Genomic DNA, 16,602 nt, shown 5'->3' on the forward strand with positions numbered 1-16,602 from the left:
ATCAAGGACTGACGGCAGATCAGAAGCCGGCGGGGCCACTCGCGTCGAGCAGCTCCCGCGTGAACGGATGCTGGGGCGAGGCGAACACGTCGACGGTCGCCCCCTGCTCGACGATCCGTCCCTCCTGCATCACGAGCACCTCGTCGGCGACCGCGCCGACCACGTCGAGATCGTGGGAGACGAGGATCATCGTCAGCTGCCGCTCCTGCTGCAACCGGCCGAGCAACCGCAGCACCCGCTCCCGCACCGAGGGGTCGAGCGCCGAGACGGGTTCGTCCAGCACCAGCACCTCCGGGTCGGCGGCGAGCGCGCGGGCGATCGCAGCCCGCTGTCGCTGACCCCCGGAGAGGGCGCTCGGACGCCTGTCGGCGATCTCCGGCGAAAGACCGACCTCGGCGAGGAGCTCCCCGACGCGGGCGACACGTCGCGCGCGAGGCACGCCGCCCGCCTCCAGTCCCTCCCGCAGCGATCGGCCGATCGTCCACCGTGGATCGAAGGCGCCGAGCGGGTTCTGGTGCACGAGTTGCACCCGTCGCTCCGCCGTCCACCGCAGGGTGCCGCTGTCCGGCGTGTCGACCCCGACGATCATGCGCGCGAGTGTCGTCTTGCCCGACCCTGACTCCCCCACGATGCCGAGCGTCTGTCCGTCCTTCACCGTGAACGTCGCGTCGATGACGGCGGGCACCGTGGCGAAGCTGCGCGAGAGGCCGCGGGCGATCAGCACCGGCGAGGACTCCGTGGGGGCCGCAGCTCTGGGATCGTGCATCGTCGCGGCGATGAGCTGCTTCGTGTACTCGTGCCGGGGGTTCTCGAGCACCTCGGAGACCGTGCCGGATTCGACCACGATGCCATCCTTCATCACGAGGACTCGGTCGGCGATCCGGCGAACCGCGGCGAAGTCATGACTGATGAAGACGAGCGCGGTACCTGCATCGGTGATCTCGCGCAGCAGTCCGAGGATCCGGGCCTGCACGGTGGCATCGAGTGCGGTCGTCGGCTCGTCCGCGATCAGCACGGCGGGGCCCGCGGCGAGTGCGGAGGCGATGAGCGCCCGCTGTCGGAGGCCTCCGGAGAGCTCGTGCGGGTGCTGTCGGGAGCGACGTTCGGGGTCGGGCATCCATACCCGCGCCAGAAGCTCCTGCACCCGCCCCGCCAGCGCCGCACGTCCGCGGACTAGCCGATGCAGCAGCAGCGGCTCGGCGACCTCCGCCCCGACCCGGCGAAGGGGGTCGAGCGAGACCAGAGCGTCCTGGGAGACGAGCGCGATCCCGGCTCCGCGAAGGTCGCGCCACGCACGTTCGGAGAGCCCGGCGGCATCCCTTTCGTCGATGAGGAGGCCCTCCAGGGAGACGGCGGCCTCTGCCGGCGTCAACCCCAGCAGTGCGCGGGCCGTGAGCGACTTCCCCGCGCCGGACTCCCCGACGATCGCGACGCACTCCCCGCGTTCGACCGTGAAGGAGACGTCGTCCACCACGCGCTTCCCGTCGAAGGCGATCCGCAGCCCCCGCACCTGCAGTGCAGCGTTCATGCCGCCCTCCCGTCTGCGCGCGCCCGCAGGATCCGTCCGACGACCGTCGCCGACACCACGGTGAGCGTGATCGCGATGCCGGGGAAGAGCGAGATCCACCACGCCTGTCCCAGCACGTTGCGACCACCGGCGAGCATGAGCCCCCACTCCGGTGTCGGCTCCGAGGGGCCGAGACCCAGGAAGCTGAGCCCGGCCGCGGCCAGGATGCTCGAACCGATGCCGATGGTCGCGAGCACGCTCAGTGCGCCGAGGACGCCGGGCACCACGTGCCGGGTGAACGCGCGCACCCGCGGGACGCCGAGGATGCGGGCCGCCTCGACGTGCTCGGCGACGCGCAGCGTCTGCGTCTGCACGCGCGCCAGCCGGATGTAGACGGGCACAGCGGCCAGGGTCACCGCGATCGCGATGTTCACCGGCCCCGGACCCAGGACCGCGACCACGACCAGCGCGACGAGGAACTCGGGGAAGGCCATCAGCACGTCGTTCACCCGCATCACGGTGGTATCGATGCCCTTCGGCGCGACTCCGGCGAGCACGCCGATGACGAGCCCGACGACGAGCGCCACCCCCGTGGCGAGGAGTCCGATGCCCAGCGAACGCCCTGCGCCGTAGATGACTCGCGAGTACACGTCGCGCCCGCTCTGGTCGGTGCCGAACAGGTGCTCGGCACTCGGCGGAAGCAGGGCGGAGCGAACGGCGGTCTGCAGCGGATCGTGAGTGGCGAGCACGCCGGGCCAGAGCGCCGCGAACACGATCACCGCGAGCACCACGATCGCGACCCACAGCAGCACCCGCTGCGCGCGCCTCATCGGATGTCTCCGGCTCGCGAGGCCCTGACACGCGGATCGATCAGGGGATGCACGAGTTCGACCACGAGGTTCACCGCGACGAAGACCAGGGCGCTCAGCAGGATGATCCCGGTGATCACCGGCAGGTCGCGGTCGCTGATCGCGGCGAGGGTCACGCGGCCCAGGCCCGGACGCGCGAACACGGTCTCCACCAGCACCGCACCACCGAGCACCGATCCGGTCAGGTAGGCCGCGAGCGTCACGGCCGATGCGGCGCCGTGCCGCAGTCCGTGCCGCAGGGTGAACCACGAGGGGCTCGCACCCCGGGCACGCACCGTCTCGGCGAACGGCATGCGCTCCGCCTGCATCAGCCCGTCACGCAGCACCTGGCTGAGCAGCGCGGCGACGGGGAGCGCGAGAGTGAGCGCCGGCAGGATGAGCGTGGCGGGGTTGCGGGCTCCCGACACCGGGAACCAGCCCAGTCCGAACGCGAAGACGCTGAGCAGGACGAGCCCGATCCAGAACACCGGGGAGGAGAGCACCACGAGCTCCACAGCGGCCGCGATCGTGCGCGCTGCCCTGCCCCGCACGAGGACCGCCACCGCGAGCGCGAGCACGAGGGCGATCACGAGCGCGAGCACCGAGAGCTGCACCGTCGCTCCGAGCTGACGTCCGATCACCTCCGTCACCGGCATCCGCAGCTGGTACGACTCCCCCAGATCTCCCCGAGCGAGCTGGCCGATGAAGCCGAGGTACTGCTCGAACGGTGGACGGTCCAGTCCCAGGTCGGCGCGGATCCCGTCCTTGACGGCCTCACTCACCTGCGCCTGGGGCCCCAGCATCACCGAGACGGGGTCACCGGGGATCACCCGGAACGCGAGGAAGGCGACGGTCGCCGCGCCCCACAGGACGATGACGACGGATGCGACCAGACCGGCGATACGGGCGAGAGCAGCCTTCACCACCCGTGCCCTCCGCTCCGTCGACGGTTCAGCCGACGGTCACATCGTAGAACAGCGGCCGACCGTACAGGTCGTACTCGAGTCCCTCGACGCGGTCGCCGACGGCCGTGATCGCCGATGGGCTGTACAGCGGCACGATGGCCGTGTACGTGGCGTTCCACTGCTGCAGCTGGGTGTACAGCTCGTTGCGCTTGTCCTGGTCGCTGGAGGCGACGGCCTGTTCGAGCAAGGCGTCGATCTGCGGGTCGCTCACCTGCGAGGCGTTCTGGAATCCGTCGGTGTGCAGGTGACTGCGCAGCAGATCGGGATCGACGCCCGAGAAGCCCCAGTCGGTCAGATCGAAGGTCTTCGGCTCGTACTGCTCGTTGTAGGCGCCGGGCTCGAGCTCCTCACGCTGAACCTCGAAGCCGATGCTCTTCAGGTCCGACTGGATGGCGTTGCCCAGCGCGGCGCGGTCGTCGGGAACCGGCGTCCAGGCGATCCAGCGCACGGAGAGTCGCTTGCCGTCCTTCATGCGGATGCCGTCGGCGTCGCGATCCGTCCATCCGGCCTCGTCGAGCAGCGCATCGGCCGCATCCTGATCGAACGGCCAGCTGCCCTCGAGCGACGCGTCGTAGCCCGGAGTCGTCGAGCCGAGGATGCTCCATGCCCGCGGGAACTGTCCGAAGTAGATCTCCTCGACAGCGGCGTCGATGTCGATGCCGCGGGCGAAGGCCTGGCGCACCTTCTCGTCGGCGAACACCCCGTACTTCTCGTTCAGGTACAGCGAGTACGGCAGCCCCGGGTACTCGATCGAGTCAACTGTGACGCCGTCGCCGAGGTCCTTCGCGAGGTTCGGCGGGATGTTGCTGGCGAGGTCGGCCTCGCCGCTGGTGACGACACCGGTGCGGACCGAGGCCTCCGGCTGGATCTCGACGCGCAGGGTCTCGAACTTCGGAGCCTCGGTGTCGTGCGGACCCCACGCGTAGTCGTCGTTGCGGGTGTAGACGATCTCCTGGTCTGGCGTGTACTCGGTGAGCTCGAACGGCCCGGTGCCCACGGTGATGTCGGGTCCGCCGGCCTTGAGCTTGTCTGCGGACTTCGCGAGCACGGCCGGCGAGTAGAAGCCCAGCTGCGGCGTGCTCGCCGCCTGCAGGAACGGGGCGTACGGCTGGGTGAAGGTCACCGTGACCGTGTAGTCGTCGACGACCTCCGTGCCCTTGTAGAAATCGGCGCCGAGCATGCTGGCAGCCTGAGCGGAAGCCGTCTCGGGGTCGACGATGCGGTCGAAGTTCGCCTTGACCGCGGCGGCGTCGAACTTCTCGCCATCGGTGAAGGTCACGTCGTCCCGGAGCACGAAGGTGTACTCCGTGCTGTCCGGCGAGACTTCCCAGCTCTTCGCAAGCCACGGGCTGAACGTTCCGTCCGCCTCCTGGAAAACCAGCGAGTCGAGCACGGCCCGCTGCACCATGCCGGAGACGTCGAGCTGGCTCACCTGCGGGTCCATGTGCCCGGCCGAGAGGTTCGCGCCCTCGATGGACCACACCAGCTCTCCTCCGCCTTCTCCCTCGGAACCGGGGGCCGCGCAGGCGCTGAGCACCAGCGCGGTGGCAGCGGCGAGCGCCGCGAAGGGCAGGAGACGACGCACTGATTTTGCGGGCATGACGATTCCTCTGGACGAGCGGGTCGGGATCCCTCCATCCTACGGCGGATTGTTGGACCGGGTCGATCTGCGGCGACCTGCCGGCCCCGCGATGCTCGGTAGACTGTTCGGCACCACCCACACTCAGGCACGCTCACACAGTGCCGCATACATCGCTCGAGGAGACCTTCATGCCTGCTTCCGAATCGTCGCAGAACCAGATTCCCGACAAGCCCGTACTCGAAGGCCTCGAAGCGAAGTGGGATGCCGCATGGGCCGAGCAGGGCACCTACCTGTTCGATCGTCTGCGCGCGGCACAGGCCGGCCGTGACGGCGTGTATTCGATCGACACCCCTCCTCCCACGGCATCGGGCAGCCTGCACATCGGACACGTGTTCTCGTACACGCACACCGACGTGAAGGCGCGCTTCGAGCGTATGCGCGGCAAGACCGTGTTCTACCCGATGGGATGGGACGACAACGGCCTGCCCACCGAGCGCCGCGTGCAGAACTACTACGGTGTGCGGTGCGACCCCTCGCTCCCCTACACGCCCGACTTCACACCCCCGTTCGAGGGTGGCGACAACAAGTCCAGCCGTGCAGCCGATCAGCAGCCGATCAGCCGCCGCAACTTCATCGAACTCTGCGAGCGCCTCACGATCGAGGACGAGAAGCAGTTCGAAGCACTGTTCCGCCAGCTCGGACTGAGCGTGGACTGGACGCAGACCTACCGCACGATCTCCGACGACACCATCCGTCAGAGCCAGCTCGCGTTCCTGCGCAACATCGAGCGCGGTGAGGCGTATCAGGCGCTGGCCCCGACGCTGTGGGACATCGACTTCCGCTCCGCCATCGCGCAGGCCGAGCTCGAGGACCGCGACCAGCAGGCGGCCTATCACACGATCGAGTTCCCCTTCGCGGACGGCTCGGGATCGATTGCGATCGACACCACCCGCCCGGAGCTGCTCCCCGCGTGCATCGCGATCGTGACGCACCCTGAGGGCCCGCACAAGCACCTCATCGGCACCAAGGTGAAGACCCCCTTCTTCGGCGCCGAGATCGAGATCCACGGGCACCACCTCGCCCAGCCCGACAAGGGCACCGGCGCTGCCATGGTCTGCACCTTCGGCGATGTGACCGACATCATCTGGTGGCGCGAGCTGCGCACCACCGACAACGAGTCGCTGCCGAACATGACCACGATCGGCCTGGACGGGCGATTCCTGCCTGATGCCCCCGCCTCCGTCGCGAACCCCGAGGCGGCGACCTGGTACGGCGAGGAGATCGCGGGCAAGACCGTCTTCAGCGCGCGCAAGGCGATCGTGGAGAAGCTGCAGGCGACGGGCGACATGACCGCTGTCGGCAAGCCGTTCAACCACGCGGTGAAGTTCTTCGAGAAGGGCGACCGTCCGCTCGAGATCGTCTCCACGCGGCAGTGGTACATCCGCAACGGCGCCCGCGACGGCGAGCTGCGCGACAAGCTCATCGCCCACGGCGAGGAGCTCGCCTGGCACCCCGAGTTCATGCGTGTGCGCTACGAGAACTGGGTCGGCGGCCTGACCGGCGACTGGCTGGTGTCGCGTCAGCGCTTCTTCGGTGTGCCGATCCCCCTCTGGTACGCCCTGGACGAGAACGGCGAGCGCGACTACGACCGCGTGCTCACCCCGGATGCGGCGACGCTCCCGATCGACCCGACCACCGACGTGCCCGCCGGATACACCGAGGACCAGCGCGGCGTGGCGGGCGGCTTCGACGCCGAGGCCGACATCCTCGACACCTGGGCGACCTCGTCCCTCACCCCGCAGCTCGCGGGTGGCTGGCAGCGCGACGAGGAGCTCTGGCAGCTCACCGCTCCGTTCGACCTGCGCCCCCAGGGTCAGGACATCATCCGCACCTGGCTGTTCTCGACGATGCTGCGCTCGACGCTCGAAGACGGCAGGACGCCGTGGCGCAACGCCGCGATCTCCGGATTCATCGTCGACCCCGACCGCAAGAAGATGTCGAAGTCGAAGGGCAACGTGGTCACCCCGGCCGACGTGCTCGAGGCCCACGGCTCCGACGCGGTGCGCTATTGGGCCGCCTCGAGCCGCCTCGGCATGGACGCGGCGTTCGACCCGCAGAACCCGACGCAGGTGAAGATCGGTCGCCGTCTGGCCATCAAGGTACTGAACGCGGCGAAGTTCGTGCTGTCGTTCCCCGTGCCCGAGGGTGCGCAGGTGACTCACGCCCTCGACGCGTCGATGCTGACCGCGCTCGACAGCGTCGTCGTCGAGGCCACCAAGGCGTTCGAGCGGTACGACGCCGCTCGTGCGCTGGAGCTCACCGAGGCCTTCTTCTGGACGTTCTGCGACGACTACCTCGAGCTCGTGAAGGAGCGCGCCTACAACCAGGCCGACGTGGGACAGGCCTCCGCGGCGCTCTCGCTGCGTCTGGCCCTGTCGACGCTGCTCCGCCTGCTGGCTCCGGTGCTGTCCTTCGCGGCAGAGGAGTCGTGGTCCTGGTTCGAAGAGGGCTCCGTGCACACGGCCGCGTGGCCGACGCCGCTCGGCATCGACGGCGACCCGGCGGTGCTGGCTGCAGCCAGTGAAGCGCTGATCGGCATCCGCCGCGCGAAGACCGAGGCGAAGGCCTCGCAGAAGACTCCGGTCTCGCGCGCGGCGATCGCCGCCCCCGCCGCGAAGCTCGACGCCCTCCGCGATGCGGCCGACGACCTCCGCGCCGTCGGCCGCATCGCCGAGCTCGAGTTCACCGAGGCGGAGGCGTTCGCGGTCACCGCGATCGAGCTCGCTCCGGTCGAGGCGTCCTGATGCAGCTGGGCACGCGCTGGGCGGCGGGGTCCGAGGCTCCGGCCTCCGTCCCCGCCTCCCTGCGACCGGCGATCGCCGAGGTCGAGGCCAAGGGGCTGACCGGTCACTGGACGCTCACCTGGCTGGAAGGCCGCGCGATCGCTGAGCTCGACGCGGGGTGGGAGGTCTTCCAGACCGCCTCCGGCGAGATCGTCGCCCGCCCCTTCGAAGACTGAACCTCCCCGCCAGGATGAGGCGGGGGTGTCAGCGCCGGGTCAGCCCGAGCTGGGCGAGAGCGTGATCGACGGCACGCGGGTCCTGCCTGCGGGTCTGCTGTTCGCGCAGCAGATCCAGGGAGAGCTCACGCCGTTCGGCGCGCCGCGAGATGCGGTGCTCGACGTAGGCGGTGAGATGGCCTGCGAGTCTCAGCAGCCCGCGTTCGGTCTGGGTCGGCGCCACCAGGTGAAGAGTCGCGCTGGTCATGATTCCTCCACGGTGTCGTCGCTGGATCCGCGCGTCGCCTGCTGCGGCGTCGGAAGGTCGAAGAGTTCTGTGCGGAGCGAGACGCGTCGAACATCGGGGCCGGTCTGACCCCGGTAGCGCTCGATGGCGCTCTCCACGATGCTCTCGAGCTCCTCCCGGAGCGACATGGCCTGCTCCGGCGTCATATCGAGGTGGGTGGTGATCGTGATCCCCACATCGCGCCAGGCCTCGGGCACCTCGGACTGCGGCCGGTTGAGGTACGACATCAGCGTCTCGTGCCGCAACCGGAAGAACTCCGACGTGACGATCTGCGCAGCGGCACGGTTCGCCGGCGAGGTCATCTCGTCGGGCCCCGGCACGTCGATGCGCCCCTTGGGCCGCTCCCACCATCGCTCGCGTGCCGTGCCCCGCCCCTCGACCTCGCGGATGAGGTCGTGCGCGGCGAGGGCGCGGAGGTGGTAGCTGGTCGACCCCGAGGTCTCCCCCACGAGGGCGGCGAGCGAGCTCGCCGTCTGCGGACCACGAGCGGCGAGAAGGTCGAAGATCTTCACCCGGAGCGGGTGCGCCAGGGCCTTCAGCGCACTGGCGTCCAAAGTCCTGACCTGGGTCTCGTTCGTCATGCTTGCAAAGATACCGTTGCAAAGACGTCTTTGCAAGTGTTTCTTTGCAAGTTGTGCGGATCAGTCGATCGCCGCCCGTGCAGCGACGAAGGCCGCGACGCAGCGCTCGATCTGATCCGGCGTATGCGCCGCCGAGAGCTGCACCCGGATCCGTGCCAGGTCGCGGGGCACGACGGGGAAGCTGAAGGCGGTCACGTAGACACCGCGCTCCTGCATCTCGCGAGCGATCCGCGCCGTCTTCGCGGCGTCGCCGAACATGACCGGGACTATGGGGTGCTCCCCGGGCAGCAGGTCGAACCCCTCGGCGGTCATGCGCTCGCGGAAGAGCGCGGCATTGCTGCGCAGACGCGCACGAAGATCGGCCGACCCCTCGACGAGGTCGAGCGCGGTCAGGGTGCCCGCCACGATCGCCGGGGCGAGCGTGTTCGAGAAGAGGTACGGACGGGATCGCTGGCGCAACAGAGCCACGATCTCCGCGTGCGAGGCGACGTAGCCCCCGGATGCGCCGCCGAGCGCCTTGCCGAATGTGCCGGTGTAGATGTCGACGCGGTCGGCGACTCCGCAGAGCTCCGGCGTCCCCCGGCCGTTCTCGCCCACGAAGCCGACGGCGTGCGAGTCGTCGACGAAGACGAGGGCGTCATAACGCTCTGCCAGGTCGCAGATCTCGGCGAGCGGTGCGATGTAGCCGTCCATCGAGAACACGCCGTCCGTCACCACCACGCGGAAACGGGCGTCCGAGGCGGCCTGCAGCTGCGCTTCGAGATCGGCCATGTCGCGGTTGCGGTAGCGGAGCCTGCGCGCTTTCGAGAGCCGGATACCGTCGATGATCGACGCATGGTTGAGCTCGTCCGAGATGATCGCATCCTCGGCGGAGAAGAGCGTCTCGAACACGCCCCCGTTCGCGTCGAAGCACGACGAGTACAGGATGGCCTCGTCCGTGCCGAGGAAGTCGGCGAGCCGACGCTCGAGCTCGAGGTGCTGCTCCTGGGTACCGCAGATGAAGCGCACACTGGCCAGACCGTAGCCCCATTCCTGCAGGGCCGTGGTCGCGGCGTCGAGGATGCGCGGGTCGTCGGCGAGGCCGAGGTAGTTGTTGGCGCAGAAGTTCAGCACCTCCGTGCCGTCTGCGGTGATCGAGGCGTTCTGCGGTCCGCGGATGCCGCGCTCATGCTTGGTGAGTCCGGCCTCCTCGATCCCCGCCAGCTCTCCCGCCACATGCTTCTGAAAAGTCCCGTACATCACAACTCCGTCCAGTCGAGGATGATCTTGCCCGTTCCCGCAGACTCGGCCGCAGCGAAGCCGCGCTCCCAGTCGCGAGCGGGGACGACCTCGGCGATCACCCGGCCGATGGCGTCCCGCAGGGTCGCGCTGGTCTGCAACATCGCCCCCATCGCGTTCCATGTCTCGAACATCTCGCGTCCGTAGATGCCCTTGATCGTGAGCATGTGGGTGACGAGCTTGCCCCAGTCGACTCCGAACCCCGCGCTCGGCAGACCCAGCATCGCAATGCGGCCGCCGTGGTTCATGTTGTCGATCATGGCCGGGAGAGCCGAGGGCGCACCGCTCATCTCGAATCCGATGTCGAACCCCTCCCGCATTCCGAGCGCCTGCTGCGCATCGCGGATGTCGCGGACCGAGACGTCGACCACCTCGTCCGCGCCCATCCGGCGGGCCATCTCCAGGCGGGGTGCGCTGACGTCGGTCGCCGTGATGAACCGTGCACCCGCGTGCCGGGCCACCGCGATCGCCATCAGCCCGATGGGTCCGCAGCCGGTGACGAGCACGTCCTCACCGACGAGCGGGTACGTGAGGGCGGTGTGGACGGCGTTGCCGAGGGGATCGAAGATCGCACCGAGTTCGGGCGTCACCTCGGAGTGGTGCACCCACACATTCGTCGCGGGAAGAGCGAGGTACTCCGCGAAGGCGCCGTCGCGCTGCAGACCGAGGCCGATCGTGCGGATGCACATCTGGCGGCGACCCGCCCGGCAGTTGCGACACGTGCCGCACACGATGTGTCCTTCGCCGGACACTCGGTCGCCGACGGCGATGTCGTGCACACCGGGGCCGACCTCGACGACCTCCCCGTAGAACTCGTGGCCGGGGATGAGCGGAGCGGCGATCGCGGACGCCGCCCAGTCATCCCAACGGAGGATGTGCAGATCGGTGCCGCAGATCCCCGTGCGCAACACCCGGATGACGACGTCGTCGGTGCCGGCAATCGGATCAGGACGCTCGACGAGCTCGAGTCCGGCGCCGGGTGCGCCTTTGTACAGTGCCTTCATGTGTTCGATCCCATCGCATCAGACGATGTAGAACAATCGGCATCGTCTGCATCATCGATGTAGCCGCACCTACACTGAGAACGTGGAACTTCATCAGCTGCAGATCCTGCGAGAGCTCGGTGCTCTCGGGAGCGTGACGGCGGTGGCCGATGCGCTCCGGGTCACCCCCTCCGCCGTATCCCAACAGCTCGCCGCCCTGCAGAGAGGCGTTCCGACCCCGCTGACCCGCAGGCTCGGTCGCACACTCGCTCTCACACCTGCCGGCGAGGTGCTGGCAGCGGCGGGTGCCGAGGTCATCGACGCGATGGCCTCGGCGCGGCACGCCCTCGACGACTTCGAAGGTGCGGCCACGGGGGTCGTGAGTGTCAGCGGATTCCACAGCGTCGGACAGGCCCTGTTCGGCCCCTTGGTGAGGGAGCTGTCGTCCTCCGCGAGCGCGCCGACGGTGCAGCTCACCGACGAGGACGTCGCCCAGAGCGAGTTCCCCGCGCTCACCGCACGCTACGACCTCGTGCTCGCGCACCGCATGGAGCATTCCGAGCCCTGGCCCGATCAGGGCGTGCGCAGCCTCACGCTGATCCGCGAGCCGCTCGACGTCGCCGTCTCGACGGCCCATCGCCTCGCCGAGCGCGCGAACCTCACACCGGCCGACGTCGCGGGCGAGAGGTGGGTCACCAGTCGCATCGGATACTCCCCCGATGACGTGCTCCGTGCCGTGTCGGCGGTTGCTCGTCACCCCGTCGACATCCAGCACCGCATCAACGACTACGGCGCGGTGTCCGCGGTCGTGGCCGCGGGCGGGGTGATCGGGATGCTGCCCCGATTCACGTCACGCAGCGTCGACGACCGCGACATCGTGCGCATCCCGCTCGAGGGGGTGAGCACTCATCGGATGATCGACCTGCTCGCCCGTCCTGAGACTCTGCGTCGCCGATCGGTCCGCGTGGTCGTCGAAGCCCTCCGCGGGGTGATGACGCGCCTGAGCGAGGACGGATCCTGAGCACGCCGGGCCACGGTGGATAGGCTCGTGGGCATGACCGACGCCACGAATCCGCTGATGCAGCCGTCGACGCTCCCCTACGGGCTCCCCGACTACGGCGCGATCCGGCCCGAGCACTATCTCCCCGCGTTCCAGGCGGGTTTCCAGGAGCAGCTTCGCGAGATCGCCCGCATCACGATGGTGCGCTCGATGCCGACGTTCGAGAACACGATCGAGGCGCTGGAGAGATCAGGCGAACTGCTCGACCGCGTCGCGCACACCTTCTACACGGTGAGCTCGGCCGATGCGACGCCCGAGATCCAGGAGATCGATGAGCAGCTCGCACCGCTCATGGCCGCACACCAGGACGCGATCACGCTCGACGGTCAGCTCTACTGGCGGGTGCAGCGGGTGTACGAGCAGCGCGATGCCCTGGACCTCGACCCCGAGCAGCGCTACCTCGTGGAGCGCCATCACCGCGAGATGACGCACGCGGGTGCGAGTCTCGACGACGAGGACAAGGCGCAGCTGACGGCGCTGAACCAGAAGCTGTCGACGCTGACCAACACCTTCGAGCGCAACCTGCTGAACGACACCAACGCCCTCGCCGTGGTGTTCGATGCCGCCGATGAACTCGACGGGCTGAGCGCGGGCGAGCTGTCCGCTGCCGCGCGCGCGGCGGCGGATCGGGGGCTCGACGGCAAGTACCTCATCACGCTGCCGCTGTTCAGCGGGCATCCCGCACTGGCGCAGCTGCGCGTTCGGGAGTCGAGGCGGCGCATCATGGCGGCGTCGCTGGTGCGGGCCTCTCGGGACAACGCCAACGACAACCGACCGGTACTGCGGGAGATCGTGCGGTTGCGCGCCGAACGCGCGAAGCTGCTCGGCTACGACTCGCACGCGGCCTATGTCACCGCCGATGAGACCGCGGGGACGCCGGGTGCCGTGGAGAAGATGCTCCGCCGCCTCGCCGCCCCGTCCGCGCGCAACGCCCGCGCCGAGCGTGCCGCACTCCAGGCGATCGTCGACGAGACCGAAGCGTCGCCCTTCCCGGTCGAGGCACATGACTGGGCCTTCTACACGGAACGCGTGCGCACAGCCAGGTACGACATCGACTCCAGTGCGCTGCGCCCCTGGTTCGAGGCAGAGCGCGTCCTGCAGGACGGTGTCTTCTTCGCGGCGAACCGGCTCTACGGGGTGACCTTCTCCGAGCGCGAAGACCTCGCCGCGTACCACCCCGGCGCACGCGTCTTCGAGGTGCGCGACGCCGACGGAACCGCAGTCGGTCTCTACGTGCTCGACCTGTACACCCGCGACTCGAAGCGCGGTGGCGCCTGGATGAACGCCATCGTGAGCCAGTCCCGACTGCGCGGCACGGCACCCGTCGTCGTCAACAACCTGAACGTGCCCCTCCCCGGAGACGGCGAGCCGACGCTGCTGACCCTCGACGAGGTGACCACGCTGTTCCATGAGTTCGGGCATGCTCTGCACGGACTCTTCGCGACCGTGACCTACCCGCACTTCGCCGGGACGAACGTGTTCCGCGACTTCGTCGAGTTCCCGAGCCAGGTGAACGAGATGTGGATCCTGTGGCCCGAGGTGCTCGACAACTACGCCCGGCACCACGAGACCGGTGCACCGCTCGACTCCGCGATCGTGGAGCGCCTGCGCGCGACCGAGACCTTCGACCAGGGGCATGCCACCAGCGAGTATCTGGCGGCGGCATGGCTGGATCAGGCATGGCATCGGCTGGGCACAGACGCACACGTCGACGACGTCGCCGCTTTCGAGGCTGCAGCGCTGACCGACATCGGACTCGACGATCCGGCCGTCCCGACCCGATACTCATCCACCTACTTCGCCCATGTGTTCTCCGGCGGCTACAGTGCCGGCTACTACTCGTACATCTGGAGCGAAGTGCTCGACGCCGACACGGTCGAGTGGTTCCGTGAGAGCGGCGGTCTGACGCGAGGCAACGGCGACCGATTCCGCCAGCGCCTGCTCGGAGTGGGCGGCTCGAAGGATCCGCTCGAGGCCTACCGCGACTTCCGCGGCCGCGATGCCGACATCGAACCGCTCCTGAAGCGCCGTGGACTGGACTCGTGAGTCGTGAGACCCTGAGCGCATGAGTGCATTCCCCGACGCCCCCTTTGGTCCTGCCGACCGGCTCGACCTCGACGCCGTCCCCCTCGCCGTCATCCGACACAAAGGCATCCGCATCGCCGACCTCCCGGCCGCGTTCGACGCGAGCTACTCGGCGATCGCACTGACGTTCGCGGGCGACGTCCTGATCCCGACCGGCCCTGCGCTGGCGATCTACCACGGTGATCCGATGGGCGTGTTCGACCTCGAGATCGGTTACCCCGTGCAGTCGCCGCCCGATCATCCCATCCCGACCGCCAGCGGGAGTGTCATCGTCGCCTCGACCCTGCCCGAAGGCCCAGCGGTCGCGACGACCCTATTGGGTTCCTACGAAGAGCTCGGCGCCGCGTGGGCAGGGCTGGTCGAGCGCGCAGCGGCAGAAGGCCTCCGTCCCGGAGGCATCTGGATCGAGGTCTACGTCTCCGACCCGAGCACTGCCCCGGCGGAGCTGCGCACCGATCTGCTCATGCAGACCGCCTGACCCGCGACGAGGCAGCGCCGCCTACTGCGGCGGTGCGGAGTGGCGATCTCCGTCCCGTGCCGCGGCTCGGTCATCGTCCGAGCCAGTCCATCGCCTTGTACCAGGTGAGCTGGTGGTAACTCTGCGCGAGGCGGTCACCGAGCCCGTCGAGCGACAGCACGTGCACGGCGATCGACTCGCCGTCGTCGAGCGACTGCTCCGCGACGCGCCGGCATCCTCGCGCGAGGAAGTGGTGCACGCGGTTGGTGTGGTTGCCGAAGTTGGCCCACGTCGCACCGAGCCCGATGAGGTCGTCGGACTCGAAGCCCGTTTCCTCGAGGAGTTCCCGGGCGGCCGCGTCCTCCGGCGACTCCCCGGGCTCCACTCCCCCGCCGATCGTGCCGATGGCCACGATGGCGGCGCCGTGACTGTACTCCTCGACGACGATCGCGTCGTCGTTCCCGTCGAGGGCCAGTACCGAGATCCAGTCGCCGTACTCCAGCACGTAGTACGGCGCTATCGACCGGCCGCTGATGTCTTCGCAGTCGTCCGCGCGCAGACGGATCCACCGGTCTTCGACAACCGTCCTGCGGGCGATCGTCGTCCAGGCGGCCGGCTCAGCACTCACGCGCTCTTGCGCTTGCGCTCCATCACAATGGTGGGCGGTGCGCCTTCGTCGACGGCCGCGCGCGTGACGATGACCTTGGCGACATCTTCCGCCGACGGGATCTCGAACATGATCGGTCCCAGCACGTCTTCCAGGATCGCGCGGAGTCCGCGGGCACCGGTCTTGCGCTCCACAGCGAGGTCCGCGATCGATCGGAGTGCATCCTCTTCGAACTCGAGCTGCACGCCGTCGATCTCGAACATGCGCTGGTACTGCTTCACGAGCGCGTTGCGCGGGCCGGTGAGGATGTCGATGAGCGCGGACTGGTCGAGAGGCGACACCGAGGTGACGACCGGAAGACGCCCGATGAACTCGGGGATGAGTCCGAACTTGTGCAGGTCTTCGGGGAGCACCTCGCTGAAGAGATCGAGGTCTTTGCCCTTGTCGTGCAGCGGGGCGCCGAAGCCGATGCCGTGCTTGCCGACACGCGCCGACACGATGTCTTCCAGGCCCGCGAAGGCTCCGGCGACGATGAACAGCACGTTCGAGGTGTCGATCTGCAGGAACTCCTGATGCGGGTGCTTGCGGCCGCCCTGCGGCGGAACCGAGGCGACCGTGCCCTCGATGATCTTCAGGAGAGCCTGCTGCACGCCCTCCCCCGAGACGTCGCGGGTGATCGACGGGTTCTCGGCCTTACGGGCGATCTTGTCGACCTCGTCGATGTAGATGATGCCCTGCTCCGCGCGCTTGACGTCGTAGTCCGCAGCCTGGATGAGCTTGAGGAGGATGTTCTCGACGTCTTCGCCGACGTAGCCGGCCTCGGTCAGCGCGGTGGCATCGGCCACGGCGAACGGGACGTTGAGGCGCTTCGCGAGTGTCTGTGCGAGGTAGGTCTTGCCGCATCCGGTCGGGCCGATGAGCAGGATGTTGCTCTTGGCGATCTCGACCTCTTCCGCCTTCTGCTCGGCGGTCTGCAGGGTGCCGTGCGCACGCACGCGCTTGTAGTGGTTGTAGACGGCGACGGCGAGGGCACGCTTCGCAGGCTCCTGGCCGACGACGTACTCCTCGAGGAACGCGAAGATCTCACGCGGCTTGGGGAGCTCGAACTCGGCGACCCCGTCGGCGGACGACTCGGCCATGCGCTCTTCGATGATCTCGTTGCACAGCTCGACGCACTCGTCGCAGATGTACACGCCGGGGCCCGCGATGAGCTGCTGGACCTGCTTCTGACTCTTTCCGCAGAAAGAGCATTTGAACAGGTCAGCGCTTTCACCGATGCGTGCCATGCGCGTCCTCCTAGGGGGGATCAGAGATCGTCCTTCGAGCCTAACCGCTGCATACGAC

General features: G+C 68.6%; 15 protein-coding genes. 5 read left to right on the top strand and 10 right to left on the bottom strand.

Annotated elements, in window-relative coordinates; genetic code table 11:
* Nucleotides 1-19: 19 nt before the first annotated feature.
* The 4 genes from F6W70_RS09880 to F6W70_RS09895 are packed head-to-tail and all read right to left on the bottom strand — an operon-like array spanning nucleotide 20 to nucleotide 4,920.
* Entirely contained in the window at nucleotides 20-1,528 is a 1,509-nt protein-coding gene (locus F6W70_RS09880) for an ATP-binding cassette domain-containing protein (RefSeq protein ID WP_151486507.1), read from the bottom strand.
* Nucleotides 1,525-2,337 (bottom strand): ABC transporter permease, encoded by an 813-nt coding sequence (locus F6W70_RS09885; RefSeq protein WP_151486508.1) that lies wholly within the window; start codon nucleotides 2,335-2,337, stop codon nucleotides 1,525-1,527. Before F6W70_RS09885 ends, F6W70_RS09880 begins: the two co-directional genes overlap by 4 nt.
* Nucleotides 2,334-3,281 carry an ABC transporter permease gene (locus tag F6W70_RS09890; protein WP_151486509.1) on the bottom strand — a complete coding sequence of 316 codons (948 nt, stop codon included), beginning with the start codon at nucleotides 3,279-3,281 and terminating at the stop codon, nucleotides 2,334-2,336. Before F6W70_RS09890 ends, F6W70_RS09885 begins: the two co-directional genes overlap by 4 nt.
* Before the next feature lie 25 nt (nucleotides 3,282-3,306).
* Nucleotides 3,307-4,920, bottom strand: coding sequence for an ABC transporter substrate-binding protein (locus tag F6W70_RS09895; RefSeq protein WP_151486510.1), 1,614 nt, complete (start codon nucleotides 4,918-4,920; stop codon nucleotides 3,307-3,309).
* A 170-nt stretch (nucleotides 4,921-5,090) separates the two neighbouring features.
* Between F6W70_RS09895 and valS the strand changes: the two genes are divergently transcribed.
* Both valS and F6W70_RS09905 read left to right on the top strand, forming a co-directional pair.
* Entirely contained in the window at nucleotides 5,091-7,706 is a 2,616-nt protein-coding gene (gene valS / locus F6W70_RS09900; RefSeq protein ID WP_151486511.1) for a valine--tRNA ligase, read from the top strand.
* On the top strand, nucleotides 7,706-7,921 hold the full coding sequence (locus tag F6W70_RS09905; protein WP_055867525.1) for a hypothetical protein: 216 nt from the start codon (nucleotides 7,706-7,708) through the stop codon (nucleotides 7,919-7,921). The genes valS and F6W70_RS09905 overlap by 1 nt, the downstream gene beginning before the upstream one ends.
* Before the next feature lie 28 nt (nucleotides 7,922-7,949).
* On the opposite strand, the gene F6W70_RS09910 is transcribed toward F6W70_RS09905, so the two are convergent.
* Genes F6W70_RS09910 through tdh form a run of 4 tightly spaced genes read right to left on the bottom strand, consistent with a single transcriptional unit; the run spans nucleotide 7,950 to nucleotide 11,070 of the window.
* Nucleotides 7,950-8,168 carry a hypothetical protein gene (locus F6W70_RS09910; RefSeq protein ID WP_017830310.1) on the bottom strand — a complete coding sequence of 73 codons (219 nt, stop codon included), beginning with the start codon at nucleotides 8,166-8,168 and terminating at the stop codon, nucleotides 7,950-7,952.
* Entirely contained in the window at nucleotides 8,165-8,788 is a 624-nt protein-coding gene (locus F6W70_RS09915; RefSeq protein WP_055872371.1) for an ArsR/SmtB family transcription factor, read from the bottom strand. The genes F6W70_RS09910 and F6W70_RS09915 overlap by 4 nt, the downstream gene beginning before the upstream one ends.
* Before the next feature lie 60 nt (nucleotides 8,789-8,848).
* Entirely contained in the window at nucleotides 8,849-10,027 is a 1,179-nt protein-coding gene (locus F6W70_RS09920) for a glycine C-acetyltransferase (protein ID WP_055867518.1), read from the bottom strand.
* Nucleotides 10,027-11,070, bottom strand: a complete 1,044-nt coding sequence (tdh, locus tag F6W70_RS09925) for an L-threonine 3-dehydrogenase (RefSeq protein ID WP_127482230.1) — start codon at nucleotides 11,068-11,070, stop codon at nucleotides 10,027-10,029. The genes F6W70_RS09920 and tdh overlap by 1 nt, the downstream gene beginning before the upstream one ends.
* 82 nt (nucleotides 11,071-11,152) lie before the next feature.
* Between tdh and F6W70_RS09930 the strand changes: the two genes are divergently transcribed.
* The 3 genes from F6W70_RS09930 to F6W70_RS09940 are packed head-to-tail and all read left to right on the top strand — an operon-like array spanning nucleotide 11,153 to nucleotide 14,672.
* A complete protein-coding gene (locus tag F6W70_RS09930) occupies nucleotides 11,153-12,070 on the top strand; it encodes a LysR family transcriptional regulator (RefSeq protein WP_151486512.1) in 918 nt (305 codons plus the stop codon).
* Nucleotides 12,071-12,103: 33 nt separating this feature from the next.
* Nucleotides 12,104-14,155 (top strand): M3 family metallopeptidase, encoded by a 2,052-nt coding sequence (locus tag F6W70_RS09935; RefSeq protein ID WP_151486513.1) that lies wholly within the window; start codon nucleotides 12,104-12,106, stop codon nucleotides 14,153-14,155.
* Between the two features lie 19 nt (nucleotides 14,156-14,174).
* Nucleotides 14,175-14,672: a GyrI-like domain-containing protein gene (locus F6W70_RS09940; RefSeq protein ID WP_151486514.1), complete on the top strand. Its 498-nt coding sequence runs from the start codon at nucleotides 14,175-14,177 to the stop codon at nucleotides 14,670-14,672.
* Between the two features lie 70 nt (nucleotides 14,673-14,742).
* On the opposite strand, the gene F6W70_RS09945 is transcribed toward F6W70_RS09940, so the two are convergent.
* Nucleotides 14,743-15,279 carry an NUDIX hydrolase gene (locus F6W70_RS09945; RefSeq protein ID WP_151486515.1) on the bottom strand — a complete coding sequence of 179 codons (537 nt, stop codon included), beginning with the start codon at nucleotides 15,277-15,279 and terminating at the stop codon, nucleotides 14,743-14,745.
* A complete protein-coding gene (gene clpX / locus F6W70_RS09950) occupies nucleotides 15,276-16,544 on the bottom strand; it encodes an ATP-dependent Clp protease ATP-binding subunit ClpX (RefSeq protein ID WP_017830302.1) in 1,269 nt (422 codons plus the stop codon). The genes F6W70_RS09945 and clpX overlap by 4 nt, the downstream gene beginning before the upstream one ends.
* Nucleotides 16,545-16,602 lie beyond the last annotated feature (58 nt).

It is taken from the genome of Microbacterium maritypicum, from assembly GCF_008868125.1.
GTDB classification, from domain to species: domain Bacteria; phylum Actinomycetota; class Actinomycetes; order Actinomycetales; family Microbacteriaceae; genus Microbacterium; species Microbacterium maritypicum.